The organism is Streptomyces sp. I05A-00742 (assembly GCF_013055795.1).
Classification (GTDB): Bacteria; Actinomycetota; Actinomycetes; order Streptomycetales; family Streptomycetaceae; genus Streptomyces.
This window is the reverse complement of the sequence record NZ_JABETO010000017.1, coordinates 56,189-72,157: the sequence shown is the minus strand read 5'-3', so window position 1 is coordinate 72,157 and position 15,969 is coordinate 56,189. Positions and strand designations below refer to the sequence as shown.

6 protein-coding genes are annotated in these 15,969 nt (G+C 69.3%); 5 read left to right on the top strand and 1 reads right to left on the bottom strand.

All coding sequences use genetic code 11. The annotated features are described in order from the left end of the window. Positions 1-202: 202 nt before the first annotated feature. From HN013_RS17945 to HN013_RS17925, 5 genes are all read left to right on the top strand, one after another. On the top strand, positions 203-718 hold the full coding sequence (locus HN013_RS17945; RefSeq protein WP_312018637.1) for a hypothetical protein: 516 nt from the start codon (positions 203-205) through the stop codon (positions 716-718). A 140-nt stretch (positions 719-858) separates the two neighbouring features. Continuing rightward, the gene (locus HN013_RS17940) at positions 859-2,814 is read left to right on the top strand and encodes a trypsin-like serine protease (RefSeq protein WP_312018636.1); all 1,956 of its coding nucleotides are present in this window, start codon (positions 859-861) and stop codon (positions 2,812-2,814) included. Between the two features lie 1,442 nt (positions 2,815-4,256). Next, a complete protein-coding gene (locus HN013_RS17935; protein ID WP_171167355.1) occupies positions 4,257-4,661 on the top strand; it encodes a hypothetical protein in 405 nt (134 codons plus the stop codon). Between the two features lie 151 nt (positions 4,662-4,812). Continuing rightward, the gene (locus tag HN013_RS33950; RefSeq protein WP_312018635.1) at positions 4,813-12,237 is read left to right on the top strand and encodes a polyketide synthase; all 7,425 of its coding nucleotides are present in this window, start codon (positions 4,813-4,815) and stop codon (positions 12,235-12,237) included. Positions 12,238-13,525: 1,288 nt separating this feature from the next. Continuing rightward, complete coding sequence (locus tag HN013_RS17925; protein ID WP_171167353.1) at positions 13,526-14,710, top strand: winged helix DNA-binding domain-containing protein; 1,185 nt, start codon at positions 13,526-13,528, stop codon at positions 14,708-14,710. A gap of 239 nt (positions 14,711-14,949) precedes the next feature. On the opposite strand, the gene HN013_RS17920 is transcribed toward HN013_RS17925, so the two are convergent. Beyond that, positions 14,950-15,894: a LysR family transcriptional regulator gene (locus HN013_RS17920; protein ID WP_171167352.1), complete on the bottom strand. Its 945-nt coding sequence runs from the start codon at positions 15,892-15,894 to the stop codon at positions 14,950-14,952. Positions 15,895-15,969 lie beyond the last annotated feature (75 nt).

Genomic DNA, 15,969 nt, shown 5'->3' with positions numbered 1-15,969 from the left:
AGAGGTGCGGCCGAAAGGCGCTTGGGTGACGAGAGTCGCCTCAAAGTCAAGTCGCTTTAGGTAAACGTTATATGCACGATTCCGATGGGGCGTCAGCAACAGCTACGGACGTCTAGTCGAGGGTGGTAGGTTCGACCGGCGCCGCTCCTGCGTTGGCGTTGCGGCCTCACTTGTTAGCCAACTCCACCGAAAGGAAAGCCTGGTGAAGCTTCTCCTGCGCGGAACGCTCGTTGCCGCTGTCGCCGGAGCCGCGTCCATCGCCCTGGCCGTGGGCTCTGCCATCAGCACGGCAGCCCCTTCGGCTCGCCCCTCTGGCGATCCGGCCCTGTCTTATGCGGTCGAGGGTTTCGAGTACCCCAATGCGGCGAAGATCCTCAAGGAACGTGGAATCGCGCTCCGCAAGGGTGACGGCCATATTCTGCTGTCCGACTGCGCCGTGACGCAGGACATCGTGGTCAACACCAACAACCTGGACAACGTCGACCGCGGAAAGTACTGCTTCAAGGTCAAGGGAACCGGGAAGTCCGGCCAACTCACGCTGGAAATACCGAAGGTCATTTCCATCACCGCCGGGAATTACCTCGTCCAGGCCAGCCTCACCACCGAGGGCCGCACCACCGAGGTCGGAGTGTCGAAGTACGACACCGCTGTGGTCGGCCAGGGCGCCAACCCAACCGGAAACCCCGCCGTTCTCGTCAAGCTCCGCGTCAAGGGCTGACACATCCGCCACCCCACACGTTCGACCGCTTGGCCTGGCCACCGCGGGACCCACCACATCACTATTTCGTTGAGGAAGAAAACAAAATGCCTGGTATACGTCCACGCGCCGCGTGGATGACCGGACTTGCCCTATCCGCTGTGGCGGCAGGCCTGCTGACCGCCGCTCCCACGCACGCGGTGGTCGGCGAGCCGGCCAAGGACGATACGTTCACGTTCACAGCCAAGCTCGACATCGGAGAAGAGCGCAGCTGCTCAGCCACGCTGGTGGGAGAACAGTGGCTGGTCACCGCCGCCAGCTGCTTCGCCGACGACCCCACGAAGAGTCTGAAGGTGCAGGCAGGCACCCCAAAGATGCGCACGATCGCTACCATCGGCCGCACCGACCTCACCCGTGGCGGCGGCAGCGTAGTGGAGGTCGTCGAACTCGTCCCGCGCACCGACCGCGACCTGGTCATGGCCCGACTGGCCACGCCGGTCGACGGCCTCAGCCCCATCGGCCTCAGTGCCAACACCGTACTGCCGGGTGAGGACCTGTGGGTCGCCGGTTACGGACGGACCCGCGACGAATGGGTCCCCGACCGGCTGCACCACGCGCGATTCACCGTGGACACGGTCAAGAGCACCTCGATCGACCTGACCGGCAAAACCCCCAACGCAGCCGTCTGCCAAGGAGACACCGGCGGCCCGGCCTTCCGGGAGATCGGCGGCCGCTACGAACTGGCAGGCATCAACAGCATGTCAGCGCAAGGCGGTTGCTTCGGCACCGAAGAAACCGTCACCAGCAGGGCCGCCGCGAACACCCGGGTCGATGACATCACCGGATGGATCCATTCCGTCGCCTACCGGGACGTTCTCAAGCAGGCCGACTGGAAAAACGTCGCTCACCTGGCCTCCGGCCGCTTCACCAACGCCTCCGGCGCGGCGGCCAAGCGCCGCATGGACCTGTTCGTGATCTGGAAGGACGGCTCGGCCAGCATCTTCCCCGGGACGGACAGCACCGACCCCAAGANCACGGTCAAGAGCACCTCGATCGACCTGACCGGCAAAACCCCCAACGCAGCCGTCTGCCAAGGGGACACCGGCGGCCCGGCCTTCCGGGAGATCGGCGGCCGCTACGAACTGGCAGGCATCAACAGCATGTCAGCGCAAGGCGGTTGCTTCGGCACCGACGAGACCGTGACCAGCAGGGCCGCCGCGAACACCCGGGTCGATGACATCACCGGATGGATCCATTCCGTCGCCTACCGGGACGTTCTCAAGCAGGCCGACTGGAAAAACGTCGCTCACCTGGCCTCCGGCCGCTTCACCAACGCCTCCGGCGCGGCGGCCAAGCGCCGCATGGACCTGTTCGTGATCTGGAAGGACGGCTCGGCCAGCATCTTCCCCGGGACGGACAGCACCGACCCCAAGACACCGTTCTCGGGCGAGCACAAAGTGGCCAAGGCCGGCAGCGACTGGAAATACGCCCGCGCCATCGCGGCAGGAAACTTCGCCGGCAGCGGCACCGACGGACTCTTCGTACGGTGGGCGGACGCCGAGGTGACCGAGTACGGACACCTCGACCTGAAGGGCGCCCACGACGAGAGAACGCTGAAGAAGAAGCTGAAACTGGATCCCAAGAACTTCTGGAACAACGCCCGGCTGATCACCGTCGGCAAGTACAGCGGCAACGGCCTGCGCGACGACGTCCTGGTCCTGTGGGAAGACGGCTCCACCTCGCTGTACACCGACATCCACAGCAAGGAGCTCAGCGGCTACAGCCAACTGTCCGCGGCGGCCAAATCCTGGGAGAACGCCATCCAGATCAGCGCAGGCGAGTTCACCGGCAAGGCGACCTCCGACCTCCTCATCCAGTGGAAGGACGGCGAGACCAGCGTCTTCCCGGGCGTCGACGCCAAGGGCTACCACGGCCGCACCAAGATCCGCGAAGCAGGCACCGCCTGGAAGAACGCCCACATCCTGACCACCGGCGCCTTCACCCACAATGACGACCGCGTCAACGACATCCTGATCAGCTGGAACAACGGCAACCTCGGCCTGTACCCCGACATCGACGCAAACGGAGACCACGGCGGCATCGAACTCCTCAAGTGACCTTGAGTAACTGAGTACCGCAGCATAGAGACGACAACCACCAGCATGGTGTGAACCGAAAGGGCCAGGAGCGGTCGGGCCCGCACTGCTCATACGAGCGGTGCGGGCTCGACCGCTGTGGACAGACGTCGCCTAACGGGGCCGAAGGGGCGCCGTTGCTCGGCTCGATGATGCCCATCCGAGTGCGTCACCGACGACCATACGCTCCGAGCCCCGGAGTTGCCCCTGCCTACGTTGGCGAAGCCGGAATCGCGGCCAGCCAAGCACGAGTCCCGAGTGCTGTGGTCTCACTCGCCCGGCGTATGCGCGGCACCGCCGTGTGTGCGGCGACGGAGCGACCGTCTCCCATCCGAAGTGGTAAGGCACCGAAGAAACGGTGCGGTAGCGGGTCAGGTCGATAGTCGGCCGTCCACCATCGACACGCAGCAGCTGCACGAGAGCCGTGGCGAAGAGACCAAGATCCGGACCATTCCCGGACCAGTCCCCTCCCAGAGCCGCACGAACCAACGGTCACCCCTGGTCCAGCGCGGTGCGGCTGCTGTACACCCAGCAGACGAAGAACATTCTTTGTTCCTACAGCCCGAAGAAGCTTGGGTTCTTCTAGAGCTCCAAGCCGGTTGCCTGGAGGCTTCATTGAGCTCCAGGCAACCCGACACCGGAGTCACCTTCCCTGTTCGACACGGCACCTTACGTCATTGTTCGAAGTCCAAGTGAATCCGCCCCGGACCAGGGGCTACCGGTTCAAGTCGGCGATGAACCGTCACCCAGTATCTGGGAAGAGGTGGTTGCATCTCGCACGGCACCGAGACCTCGTCAAGGCGCCATATCAGAAAGTTGCAGCTGCCCTTCACATCGGCCTCCGCTACCGAAACCGTGTACCGCCCTCATCTGCTGACGTTGCCGTCAACTACTGCCGGCAGACACGGCACAGGCCCCACCGGAAGGTTCTGATGGGGATATCACCCGATTCTTCGGCACAGCTCAGCCGCCGCACCCGCTCTCTGCTGCTGAGACCCATAGGGCCGCAACTCTCACGCCCGCCCCACGCCACTCCAGTTGACCCGTCCGCTCGCCACGGACCTGCGGTAACCCCTTGCGGAGGCCGGCCGAGCGGACTCCGTCATGCGCAGATCAATGAATGACCGCACCACACGAAGCAACGTCTCCCTCCTCCACTTCCGGCCCCTTGTACGCTGTTTCCATGCGGTCGATTTTATCGCGCCACACCATTTTCCAGGATTTGGGAGACGCCGAGAAATAACCATGCAGGCTAGGTGACTCCAGCCCCCCCCCCCTGTAACTGCCGGCAGTTGACTCCGTGAACGAAGAGGGAGCTTGGTGGCGCTGGGGCCGCTCACAGATTGGCTTTATTCGCGCTTCCTTACTCCCGCCCGCTTCGTCTATGTTTCAAGTGCTGGTGCTGTAGACACAAGGAGGGGATCATGCCCGGCGGACAAGTAGCACGCATCCGAAACAAGATTAATAGCACGCGTGTTGTCGATGTGGACAACGACGTCGTCCTGCTCGAATACTCGGGGACGGGCGGTGGTCAGCTTCTGGGGAATTCTGTCACTGATGTGGCGACCCATGTCTCGAAGCGGTACGCCGACGGCACCGAGACCGCCACGGCGCGTTTCGTGGTGACCTCCGAATCCGGGCGGGACCAGGTCGTCCTCCTTGGAAGTGCCGCAGGCGTCGTGGGAGCGGATGGTGCCGTGTCCTTCAAGGGCGTGCTGACGGCACGGGCCTCGGCGGGGGAATTCGCGGAGCTCAACGGCGTAGCCCTCTTGGCCGAGGCGACGATGGACGCCGACGGCATGGTGACGCACAGCTGGCGGAGGTTCTGACGCACGGTCCGGCGTCCGCCTTCCGGGCGATGCCCGCGCGACCACGGAAGGTGCTGCTTGCGCTGAGCTGCATTTCCTCGGCGCAGTGCCCGTATGCCAGTGGCTGCCTCGGCATCGATGAATCGTTGCCTGCTACGGGGGAGGAGGGACTGTGACTGTCTTTTCCACGGCCGGGGACCAGGTGGCAGAACCGGTTGCTGTGATCGGTGCAGGATGCCGCTTGCCGGGTGGCGTTGACTCCCTCGCCGCGTTGTGGCGTCTTTTGGAGGAAAAGCGGGAAACGGTCGGGCCGGTACCGGAAGACCGGTGGGACGCGCGGGCACTGGGCCGAGTGTTGCCGGAGCGAGTGGCAGCCTCGATGCGGTTCGGCAGCTGGCTGGACGGAGATATCGGTGCGTTCGATCCGCAGGCGTTCGGAATGTCGGGGCGGGAGGCGGATTGGCTGGACCCGCAGCACCGCCTGCTGCTGATGGTGTCCTGGGAAGCGCTGGAGAACGCCGGGATTCCGCTGGAAGCGCTGCGGGGGTCGCAGGCGGGTGTGTTCGCGGGTGTGTATGCGGTGGACAACATGCTGAGGGGGCACCGCCGCCCGCAGGACGCGGAGCCGTACTGGTTTTCCGGCGGTGTGCACGGGGTGGGAGTGGGCCGGCTGTCGTACCTGCTGGACCTGCGTGGCCCGAGCCTCGCGGTGGACACGGCCTGCTCATCGTCGCTGGTCGCTGTGCACCTGGCCTGCCAGGCCCTGAGAGCGGGCGAGTGCCCGGTCGCGGTGGCGGCCGGCGTCTCGGCCGCCTTGGGGCCGGAGGTCGGTGCCTCGTCGGCCCGCTGGGAGATGTACTCGCCCACAGGCCGCTCCAGGGCCTTCGACCAGGACGCCGACGGCTACCTGCGAGCCGAGGGCTGCGGAGTGGTGGTGCTCAGGCTGCTGGCCGACGCGGAGCGCGACGGTGACCGGGTGCTGGCAGTACTCCGGGGCTCGGCGGTCAACCAGGACGGCCACTCCGAGCAGTTGACCGTGCCGTCCTCGCGGGCGCAGGCGGCGGTGTTCGCGACCGCGCTGCGGCGTGCGGGGGTGGAAGCGTCGCGGGTGGGGATGGTGGAGGCCCACGGAACGGGTACGCCGGTGGGCGACCCGCGGGAGTTCGCCGCCCTCAAGCGGGTCTACGGCGCGGGGCCCGGACGGTGCGCGATCGGTTCGATCAAGACGAACATCGGTCATACCGAGCCCGCCTCGGGTGTCGTCGGGCTGCTGAAGGCCATCGCCTGCCTCCAACAGGGCCGGGTGCCGGCCAGCTTGCACTTCACCCGGTGGAGCCCGCGGATCGACGCCGACGGTTGCCGGTTGTTCGTACCGACCGAGACGGTGGACTGGCCCCTCCCCGGCCGTCCCCGCACCGCGGCGGTTTCCTCCTACGGTGTGGGCGGCACGAACACCCACGTGATCGTCGAAGAAGCACCGGCCGGGCGTCGCGTACCCACAACCGCTTCCACGGGCGGTCCGGCCGCGGCCGCAGGGGAGACCTTCCTTCTGAGCGCCGGTTCGCCGGCCGCGTTGCGGCAGACCGCCGTGCGTCTGGCCGGATGGGTCGAAGGCGACGGGGCCGGGGTGTCGCTGCCCGATGTTGCCTACACGCTGGCGGTACGGCGCTCGCACGGCCCCTACCGGGTCGGCGTAGTGGCCTCCGGCCGGGGAGAACTGGCCGCCCGGCTGCGGCGGTTCGCGGCCGGTGAGAGGACCGAGGGCGTCGCCGAGGGCCGGGCCGGCCCGCAGGTGGGCCCGGTGGTGTTCGTCTACTCGGGCCACGGCTCACAGTGGGCCCGGATGGGGCGGCGGCTGATCGACCGGGACGGGCCCTTCACCATGGCCCTGGACGCGATGGAGTCGCTGATCCGGGCGGAGAGCGGTTTCAGTGTGCGCGAGGCCCTGACCGCCCGGACGGTGGTGTCGGGTGTCGAGCGGGTGCAGCCGACGCTGTTCGCCCTCCAGGTCGCCCTGACGGCGATGTGGAGGGCGCGCGGAGTGGAGCCCGCGGCGGTCATCGGGCACTCGATGGGCGAAGTCGCCGCGGCCGTCGCCGCCGGAGCGCTGGACGTCGAGGACGGGGTGAAGGTCATCTGCCGCCGCTCACGGCTGCTCACCGGTGTCAGCGGCGGGGCGATGGCCATGGTCCACCTGCCGGCCGACCACGTCGCCCGCGTCCTGGAGTCCGGCGGGTACGACCGGGTGGAGGTCGCGGTCATCGCCTCCCCGGGCAGCACCGTCATCTCCGGCGACGCCGCCCAGATCGATGCCGCGCTGCACCGGTGGGAGGAAGACGGTTCCGTCGGGACGGCCCGGGTCGCGGTGGACGTCGCCTCCCACTCGGCCCAGATGGATCCCGTCCTCCCCAGGCTGCGCGAACGGCTCGCCGGCCTCCGGCCGCGGGATCCGGCCCGCGCCTTCTACAGCACCGTCACCCCGGACCCGCGCGCCCACGGGCCGCTCGACGGCGGCTACTGGGCGGACAACCAGCGCACGGTGGTGCGCTTCGCCTCCGCCATGGCAGCCGCGGCCGCCGACGGCCACCGGATCTTCGTCGAGGTGAACGCCCATCCGCTGCTGTCCGCGGCCATGACCGAGACCCTGGTGGCGAACGGCGTCCAGGACGCGGTCGTCGTTCCCACGCTGCGCCGGGACGGCGACGAAGCACTGGACTTCGCCACCCACCTGGCCGCCCTGCACTGTGCCGGCGTGCCTGTGCCATGGGAGCGCGCCTACGACCGGGGCAGGCCGGTAGACGTCCCGGGCACCGCATGGGACCTGCGGCATCACTGGATCGAACCCTCGGAACTGACCCAGGGCCGCCGGATCGCCGACGGCGGGACGGCGGAGCATCCGCTCCTGGGCACCCATATCGTCGATCCGGCCGACCCACGCCGTCACCTGTGGCACACCTTCCTCGACGCGGAGCTGAGGGACTGGCTCAGGGATCATCAAGCCTCCGGGGTGGCTGTGATGCCCGGCGCGGCCTGGTGCGAGATGGCGCTGGCCGCCGCCGCGCAGGCCCTTGGCACACCGATCGACGAGGTACAGGTACGCGACGTGTCCTTCGACGCCTTCCTCGCCCTCGACCGGACGGATCTCCGGCTGACCTCGTCCGCCACGCTCCAGGCCGGGGAGAACGGCACATGGCGGGTACAGGCGGACCTCGACGGTCTGTTCGAAAAGCACGCCGGGGCCAAGCTCGCTCGTGCGGGCAGCCTGCCGGCGCCCCTGCCGATACCGCTGGACGAACTGCGGCGCTGCTGCCCTGGGGAGGCGGACGTCACGTCCCTTCGTGACCGGTGGACCGCCAGCTGCGGCATCGGGTACGGTCCGGCCTTCCACACCGTCCAGTCTCTGCGCCTCTCCGCGGAGACCGGCCGTCGCGCCGCTCTGGCGCGCCTGGCCATCCCCGAACCGGCCCGTGCTCACACCGGTGCCCTCCATTGGCATCCGGCGCTGCTGGACGGCTGCTTGCAGACCCTCCTCGCGGTGTGGACGACCAACGTCGAGCTGCCCGAAGGGAACGCCTACCCGACGCGCATCGGCGAGCTGCGCGTGTACGGCGACACCGCCACCGGCACCTACTGCCACGCGTACGCCGACCATCTCGACGAGCACACGATCACCGGCAGTGTGCGACTTCTGGACGCCAACGGCATGCCGGTCGCCTACGCCGAGAACATCTGTTTCGTCCATACCCCCCACTCCGCACACGCCGACCGTCTCCGGCACTACCTCATCCAGCACCGCTGGGAAGCCCGGCCACCGATCGCCCCGCCCCGCCCGTCCCGCGGCAGGTGGCTGGTCCTCACCGAGACCGCGTCCCCGCACCCGTGGCACCGCGCGCTCCTGGCCACTCTCGGCCGGCCTCATGTCGCGGTGGAAACCCTGGTGTTGCCCCTGAACAGCCGGACGCTTGCCGGCCGGCGCCTCACCGCGGCTCTCCGGGGCGGCCCGGAACCCGTCACCGACGTCCTGCTGCTCTTGGAACCCGACACCGGCAGGCAGCCGGACACCAGGGCGGTGGAGCGGGCCGAGCAGCGCATCGCCCGGCTGATAGGTACCGTCCAGGCCCTGACCGCCGACAACGTCACAGCCCGTCTGCACCTCCTCAGCCACCACGGTCAGAGCGTTCCCGGCGAAGACCGCACGGTCGCCCTGAGCCACTCCGGGCTGCGCGGCGCCCTGCGCACCCTCACCTACGAACTTCCCCATCTGCGGCCCGCGTTGTGCGACACCGACCTCTCGACGGCCGCCGCCGACATCGCCGCCCAAATGCTGGCCGACGACCCGGAGGACGAGGTGGCCTGGCGCAAGGGACGGCGGTACGTCGCCCGCCTGGCCCCGGCACCCCTGACCGCCCGCGAGCGGCATACCGTCAGCCGCACCCTGGGCAAGGACCCGGTCCGGATCACCGACGACGGCTCGACCGTCACGTACACCGTCGCCGAACCCCCGGACGCACCACAGCGGCGCCAAGTGGTCCTCGCCGTCCACACCACCTGCCGACCCGAACCCCGGACCTCCGCGTCACCGGTCCACGCCTGCGCCGGCACCGTGACCACCTCACGTACCCGTGCTCTGACCGCCGGGCAGCACGTCGCCGCGCTGGTAAGGGGCCAAGCTCTGGCCAACCCCGTCACCGTCGACGCGGACTGGTGCGTACCTGTCCCTGACCACCTGGACGCCGCCGCGGTGGCGTGCTCGCTCCTGCCCTATCTGACCACCCACTACGCCCTGCACCACCTCGCCCGTGTCCGCCCCGGCGACCACGTCCTCATTGTCGGCATCCAGCGGCTCGGCAAGGCATTCCGGCACACGGCGTCGGCCGCCCGGGCCCGCGTGCACACAGCCGCCTCGGCCACCTCGGCCGGCCGGCGCAGCGGACGCTGGGCCATCGTGGTCGACACCACCGCGGAACCCGGCCCCGGCCTCGACCGGCTCCTCGCTCCCGCCGGACGCCTCATCACCACCGCGGCTCGCCCCATCCCCGCAAAGGATGTGACGGGGAATACGGGGACCTACACCGTGGACACCGCCACGCTGCTGACGACCGCCCCCGAGACGGTCGCGGACCTGCTGACCCGCATCGCCCACGGGCTGGCCGACGGCACGTTGCCCCCGCTCCCCGTCACCCGGCTGCCGCTGGCCGATCTCGGCCGCCGTCCGGCCACCGAACGACCAGTCGCCTACCAATGGCCCACCGGCACGGTCACCGCCTGCCTCCCGCCCGACCAAGTCCCCATCGTCCGCCCCGAGGGCGCCTATGTGATCAGCGGCGGGCTCGGCGGGCTCGGCATGGTCCTGTGCCGTTGGCTGGCCGGCAAGAGCGCGGGCACCATCGTCCTCAACAGCCGGTCCCGACCCGGCCCGCAGGCACGGGCAGCCATCGACGCAATGCGCCAGAGCGGTACGCGCATCGAAATCGTCTCCGCCGACCTCGCCGAAGCCGGCATCGCAGAGCACCTGCTGCGCACCGCCGAACACCACGGCCACGCCCTGCGCGGTGTCATCCACGCCGCAGCCGTCGTCGAGGACGCCACCATCGACCGCATCACCCCCGGCCTGCTGGAGCGCGTCTGGCGGCCCAAAGCCCGCGGTGCCTGGCTGCTGCACCAGGCCAGCACCGGCTACGACCTCGATTGGTGGGTGGCCTTCTCCTCCTTCGTCCCCCTCCTCGGCTCACCCGGTCAGACCGCCTACGCCGCCGCCTCCGCCTGGCTCGACGCCCTCGTCGCCCACCGCGCGGCCGTCGGACTGCCTGCCACCGGCATCAACTGGGGAGCATGGGCCGGCACCGGCATCGGCGCCCGCACCCTCGGCAACCAAGGCTTTGCCACCATTCCCCTCGACGACGCCCTGGCCGGCCTCGAACTGCTCCTCACCCACGCCCGCACCAACGCGGGTTTCGTCACCATCGACGTCGCCCGATGGCTGGAGCCCTACCCGGACGCCGCCACCGCGCCCTTCCTCTCCCCCTTGCTGCCCACCGCAACTTCTGCCCGCGCGGCCGGTGACAGCGATCAGGGAATGCCGCTGGAAACCCTGCGGCAGGCACCACCCGAACGGCGGGGCCGGCTGATGAGGGAACTCCTCACCGAGCAAGCCGCCGCGCTTCTGGACTGCCCATCCGACCGCATCGACGCCGACACCCCGCTGTCCGGTCTGGGCATCGACTCCCTCATCACCGTCCGGCTCCGCACCCGCCTCCAGCAGACCCTGGGCGTCCCCCTGCCCCGCACGATCCTGCAAGCTCGGACGACCATCACCACACTGGCCGCCTACCTCACCGACCACTTCCCACGCACCACAACCGGCTCCCTCGGCCTCCGATGCGTACCGGAAGCGCCTCCGCCCGTCGGCGCCGAGCCCACGCCGGCCGGCACACCAGTCCCCCAACAGCCGGACGAACCCGCGCGGCTCCACGCGCCGACACCGCCCTCGGCGGAAAGCGCCGGCTCCACAACGCCTCACGCCGTCCGAGCACATGGTGAGCCAGGGGCCAACCTGCCGACTCACACCAGCGCCTGGATCCTCGACCACCGCCCCATGAACCTGGCCGGCGGCGAGCACGTCCGTCTGGAGCAGCGCCCGCTACCGGCCCTCGGCAGCGGACAGGTGCTGATCGGAAACACCCATATGTCGGTGCACAGTTGCATGCTCGGCCAGATGCTGCCCACACCCGTCGCCCAGTACTGCGACATACGCGGTCCCCTCAACCCCAAGGCCGCCTGGGCCCCGTATGCCATCGGCGAGGCCATGACGGGGCCCGCCATCGGTGAAGTCCTCGCCTCCCGCGCCGACGGCATCGCCCCCGGCGACCTGGTCCGCCACCACCTGGGCTGGCGTACCCACGCCGTCGCCGACGCCACTGCCGTGCAGAAGCTCCCGGAAACCGGTCTGGACCCGACCGTCCACCTCGGCCCGCTCGGCCTCAACGGCCTTACCGCCTACGGTGCGCTCATGGACGGCGGTCACATCGCCGAGGGCGACATCGTCTTCGTCTCCGCCGCGGCCGGCGCGGTCGGCTGCATCGCCGGACAGGTAGCCCGTCTGAAGGGCGCCACCCGCGTCATCGGCAGCACCGGCAGCACCGACAAGGCGCGCATCCTCACCGACACCCTCGGCTTCGACACGGCCATCGACTACAAGCAGGGCAATATCGCCGACCAACTACGCGCCGCGGCCCCGGACGGCATCGACGTCTATTTCGACAACGTCGGCGGCGACCACCTCGCCGCCGCCCTCGACGCCCTGCGCCCCCGCGGACGCATCCTGCTGTGCGGTCTGCACTCCCAATACGCCCGAGAACACATCCGCTGGCCCGACAACCTTCCCCTGGTCATCGGCAAAGCGCTCCGCATCACCGGCGCAAAAGTCTTCGACTACGCCGACCGCTTCTCCGAGTTCCCCGCCACCATGACCGAGTGGCTCGCCACCGGGGCGCTGACCTGCCCTGTCACCGTCACCCGCCACATCGAGAACGCCTATCGAGCGCTACAGAGCCTGAGCACGGGAAAGAACACCGGCCAAGCCATCGTCGAGCTATGAGCGCGCGCGAAGGTCCGCAACGTACGTGTGGCCAACCCCAGCGTGACTGCGGCAGTCAGCCGGACCGAAGGCCGCCGCTGGTGCCCCCCGAAGGCACCGCGGTCATCAAGGACGACCCCGAAGCCGACACAGAACGACGCTACACCCAGCGTTACAAGCCCCCGCGCGTCAATCTTCACCGCCAATCCAATGGCTGCCGCGTGGAGAGGCCGTAACGAGACCGAACCGACAAGACTCCATACGCTGCCGGTCCTCACCGCCCTGGCACAGGCCGAGCACCTGCTGGCGTCCACGCTGCGGTGCAGCTGAGCCGGAACAGATCCTGGGCGCGCTCCAGGTCGCGCTCCGTGCGCACCTGGCCTTCCAGCTCGCCGGTCCCGTGGAGGCCCAGCTCCTTCACATCCCGGGTGAACCGCCTCACGATGTTCGCCGCTCTCCGGCGAACACACGAGAGGCGGGACGCATGGACCAAGACCCGGACCAGTCCCGGACCGTCCCACCCTTCTCCCTCGCCCAGTCAACTGTTTTCGCAGGTCAAAGGCTAGGGGCCCCGCGTACCACCAGCAGACGAAGAACTTGCTGGTGAGCTACTCGCCGAAGAAGCTGGGCTTCTTCCAGAGGCCCAAGGAAGGCGCCTGATGATCCGTCAGGCGCCTTCCACCCGTGCCCGCTCAGAGCAGGGCCTGGTTGCGGCGCAACTCCCATTTCCTCCCACCGCTGTCCCGCTTCTGACCAGCTCTTCCGGACCAGTCAGGTCGAATGGCTGTGGGAACACCATTCCCGTGGCCGTATACCCTGTCGGAGCGACTCCGCATCCCTCGAAGCGATCCGGCCGGGCGGTTTTCCGGAAGGAAAGGCGAGCGCAACAAACCGGAACTGCTTCCCCGTTCCCCTGCCTTGACAGTCAGGTATGGCCTGAATCGGCTGATGACTGCCGCATCAGCGGTGCGGCGAGGGGAAGTTCATGTCACCTGGGCGGAATTGTCGTGCGTCGATGCGCATGTCGGCTGGTGCGGTGAACCCCGACGCCCCGAGAAGACCGCGCCGTCGGCACGTCTTCACCCTGGTCCGCTTTCCCGTGTGCCTTGCCGGTGACCGGCGTCGCGCGACGTCGGGACCGGCGATGCGGGACAACCGTTATGAACGACGGAGCCGCCGCCGCACGTCATCTGACCACCTCTACGCCAAGCTCGGTGCCGTATCGCGTGTCGATGCCGTGCGCCGTGCGGACGCGCTCGGCCTTCTCGATATCTCATGACGCTCCGAACCGCCTTCTACAATGCCGGGCATGCCTCGCACCCCCCGCTCCCGGTCACTTCGGTGGGCCGATGTCGCCGCGTGGCGTCTGCGCCGCCACCACCTGCGCGATCCGCTCACCGCGCCGGAACCCTGGCAGGCGGTGAAGGACGTGTCGGTGGCGCTGTGCGGCCTGCACGCCCAGGTCATGTCCTCCGCCGAACAGGCCGTGGCCGCGCGCACACGGCTGCCGGACACCGAGGCCGCGGTGCGCGAAGCCCTCTGGGAGCGGCGGGCCCTGGTGAAGACGTGGGCGATGCGCGGCACACTGCACTTGTTGCCCGCCCATGAACTTCCCCTGTACGTGGCGGCTTTGCGCGACGACCGGCGTCAGATGGGGGACCGGCTCCTGGCACAGCAGGGCCTCACACCCGGTGACGTGGCGGTCGTCCTGGAGGCCCTGCCCGCCGCTCTGGGCGAGGACCGGCTCACCCGCGAGGCCCTGGCGGAACGGCTCACAGCCGTCACGCACGACAAGGCGATCGGTGACAAGGTGCGTTCCGGGTGGGGGGTGCTGCTCAAACCGGCCGCGCGCCGCGGACTGCTGTGCTTCGGCCCGAACGACGGCCGCAATGTGACCTTCTGCGCTCCCCGGTACTGGCTGGGCACCGATGACGAACAGGCCGAACGTTCCGCGCCCACCGACCCCGCCCAGGCCCTGGGAGCCGTGCTGCGGCGCTACCTTCACGCGTACGGTCCCGCCTCGCCGGACGACTTCGCGCGCTGGTGGGGCACCGGGACCCCGGAGGTGCGGGCCGCCCTGAGCGCGCTCGGCGATGCCGTCACGGCCACGGACATCGAAGGCCACCGGTCCTGGGCGCTCCGCGACGACGTCGCGGACATGGCGCTGACGCCGGCCGGCGACGGTCCGCTGGTACGGCTGCTGCCCGCCTTCGACCCCTACATCGTGGGGCTGTCCCGGCAGTTGGCGTCACTGCTGCCCCATCCTGCACTGCGCTCCAAGGTGTCGCGCACCGCCGGTTGGATCTCCCCCGTACTGATCCTCGACGGGATGATCGGCGGAGTGTGGAAGGCACAGCGACACGTCCGGCACACAGAGGTCGAGATCGAGGCCTTCGTGCCACTGAGCTCCGGTGTGCGCCGCCGGATCGCCGAGGAGGCCGAGGTGCTGCTCGCGCCCGGTGAAGGTCGCGGGATCACGGTCCGTTTCGCATAACCGGTCGCTAACCTCCCCCTGACGTCCCGGCCTGCTGTCGCGGCGGCCGAGCCGCACGGGCGACGGGCCTCGGGAGGACGGACCGGACCGGCTCAATCTCTCCTCCTGCCTCGTCCCGAGCCGAGGGTTCCTCGGACTGTTCCGGCCGTCGATGAGCGACGAACGGCTCGGCGAGGAGCCAGGACCCAGGCGACGGGCAGCACGGTTCGCCGACGGTCACGTGGTGCGTTGGGCGGTCGTCACAGCCCGAGGCCGGCCCGGTCCGCGGCGGGCAGCCAGACCGGGCCCGCGGCCGCGGCGAGATCCCGGGCGCGGCCGGGGCCCCCGGCGACGTCGAGCAGCCGCCCGAGGAGGGGGTGGGGCCGGTCGCGGCGCCACACCGCCGACCACGGGTAGACGGGGGTGGGGTCCACCAGCGGCACCGTACGGGTCCGGCCGCTCGTGGGCACACTCATGCCCGCGCCGAGGAGCGTCGCGGCCCCCGTCCGGGCGGCGACGGCGTCCACCAGGTAGTCGAGGCTCAACGCCGGGCCGCTGGGGTCGAGTTCGAGCGACCACGCGGCGGCGAAGTCGCGCAGGAACGCCGTCCACTCCCCGATGCCGCCCCCCATGGGCGTCCACAGCGGGACGCCGGCCAGGTCGGCGAGGGTGACCGAGGCCTCCCGCGCCAGCGGATGGCCGGCTCCCACCAGCAGGACCAGCGGTTCCAGCCGTACCGGCCGGCAGGCGAACTCGTCGTGCCAGGGGACGTCGAGGGCGTGCACGCGGCCGAAGGCCACGTCGATCTCCCCGCGGCGCAGGGCGGGCAGCGCGTTCGCCAGGCCGTGCCGCATGCTGACCTCCAGCGGCACATCCTCGTCGAGGTCGACCCACCGATGGACGAACTGTATGGGGGTGAGCCGCTCGTCGAGTACGTCGATGCGCAGCGGGCGGCAGGTCGCGGAGACCGTCGCGGCGGCGGCATCGGCGGCGTCCAGGGCGGCTTGGGCAGGGGCCAGGAAGCGGGCTCCCGCCTCGGTCAGTCCGACGCTCTGGCTGGAGCGGTCCAGCAGCCGCGCGCCGAGCAGCTCCTCCAGTCTGCGGATGCGTTTGGACAGGGCTTGCTGGCTCAGATGAAGGCGGGCCGCGGCCTTGCCGAAGTGCCGCTCATCCGCCGCCGTGATGAACGCCCGCACGTGTGCCATGTCCAAATCCACGCTCTCATCTTGGAAGACTTCCGATGGTTGTCAAACCCGGAGTGATCGTTGTTGGACGCCCCG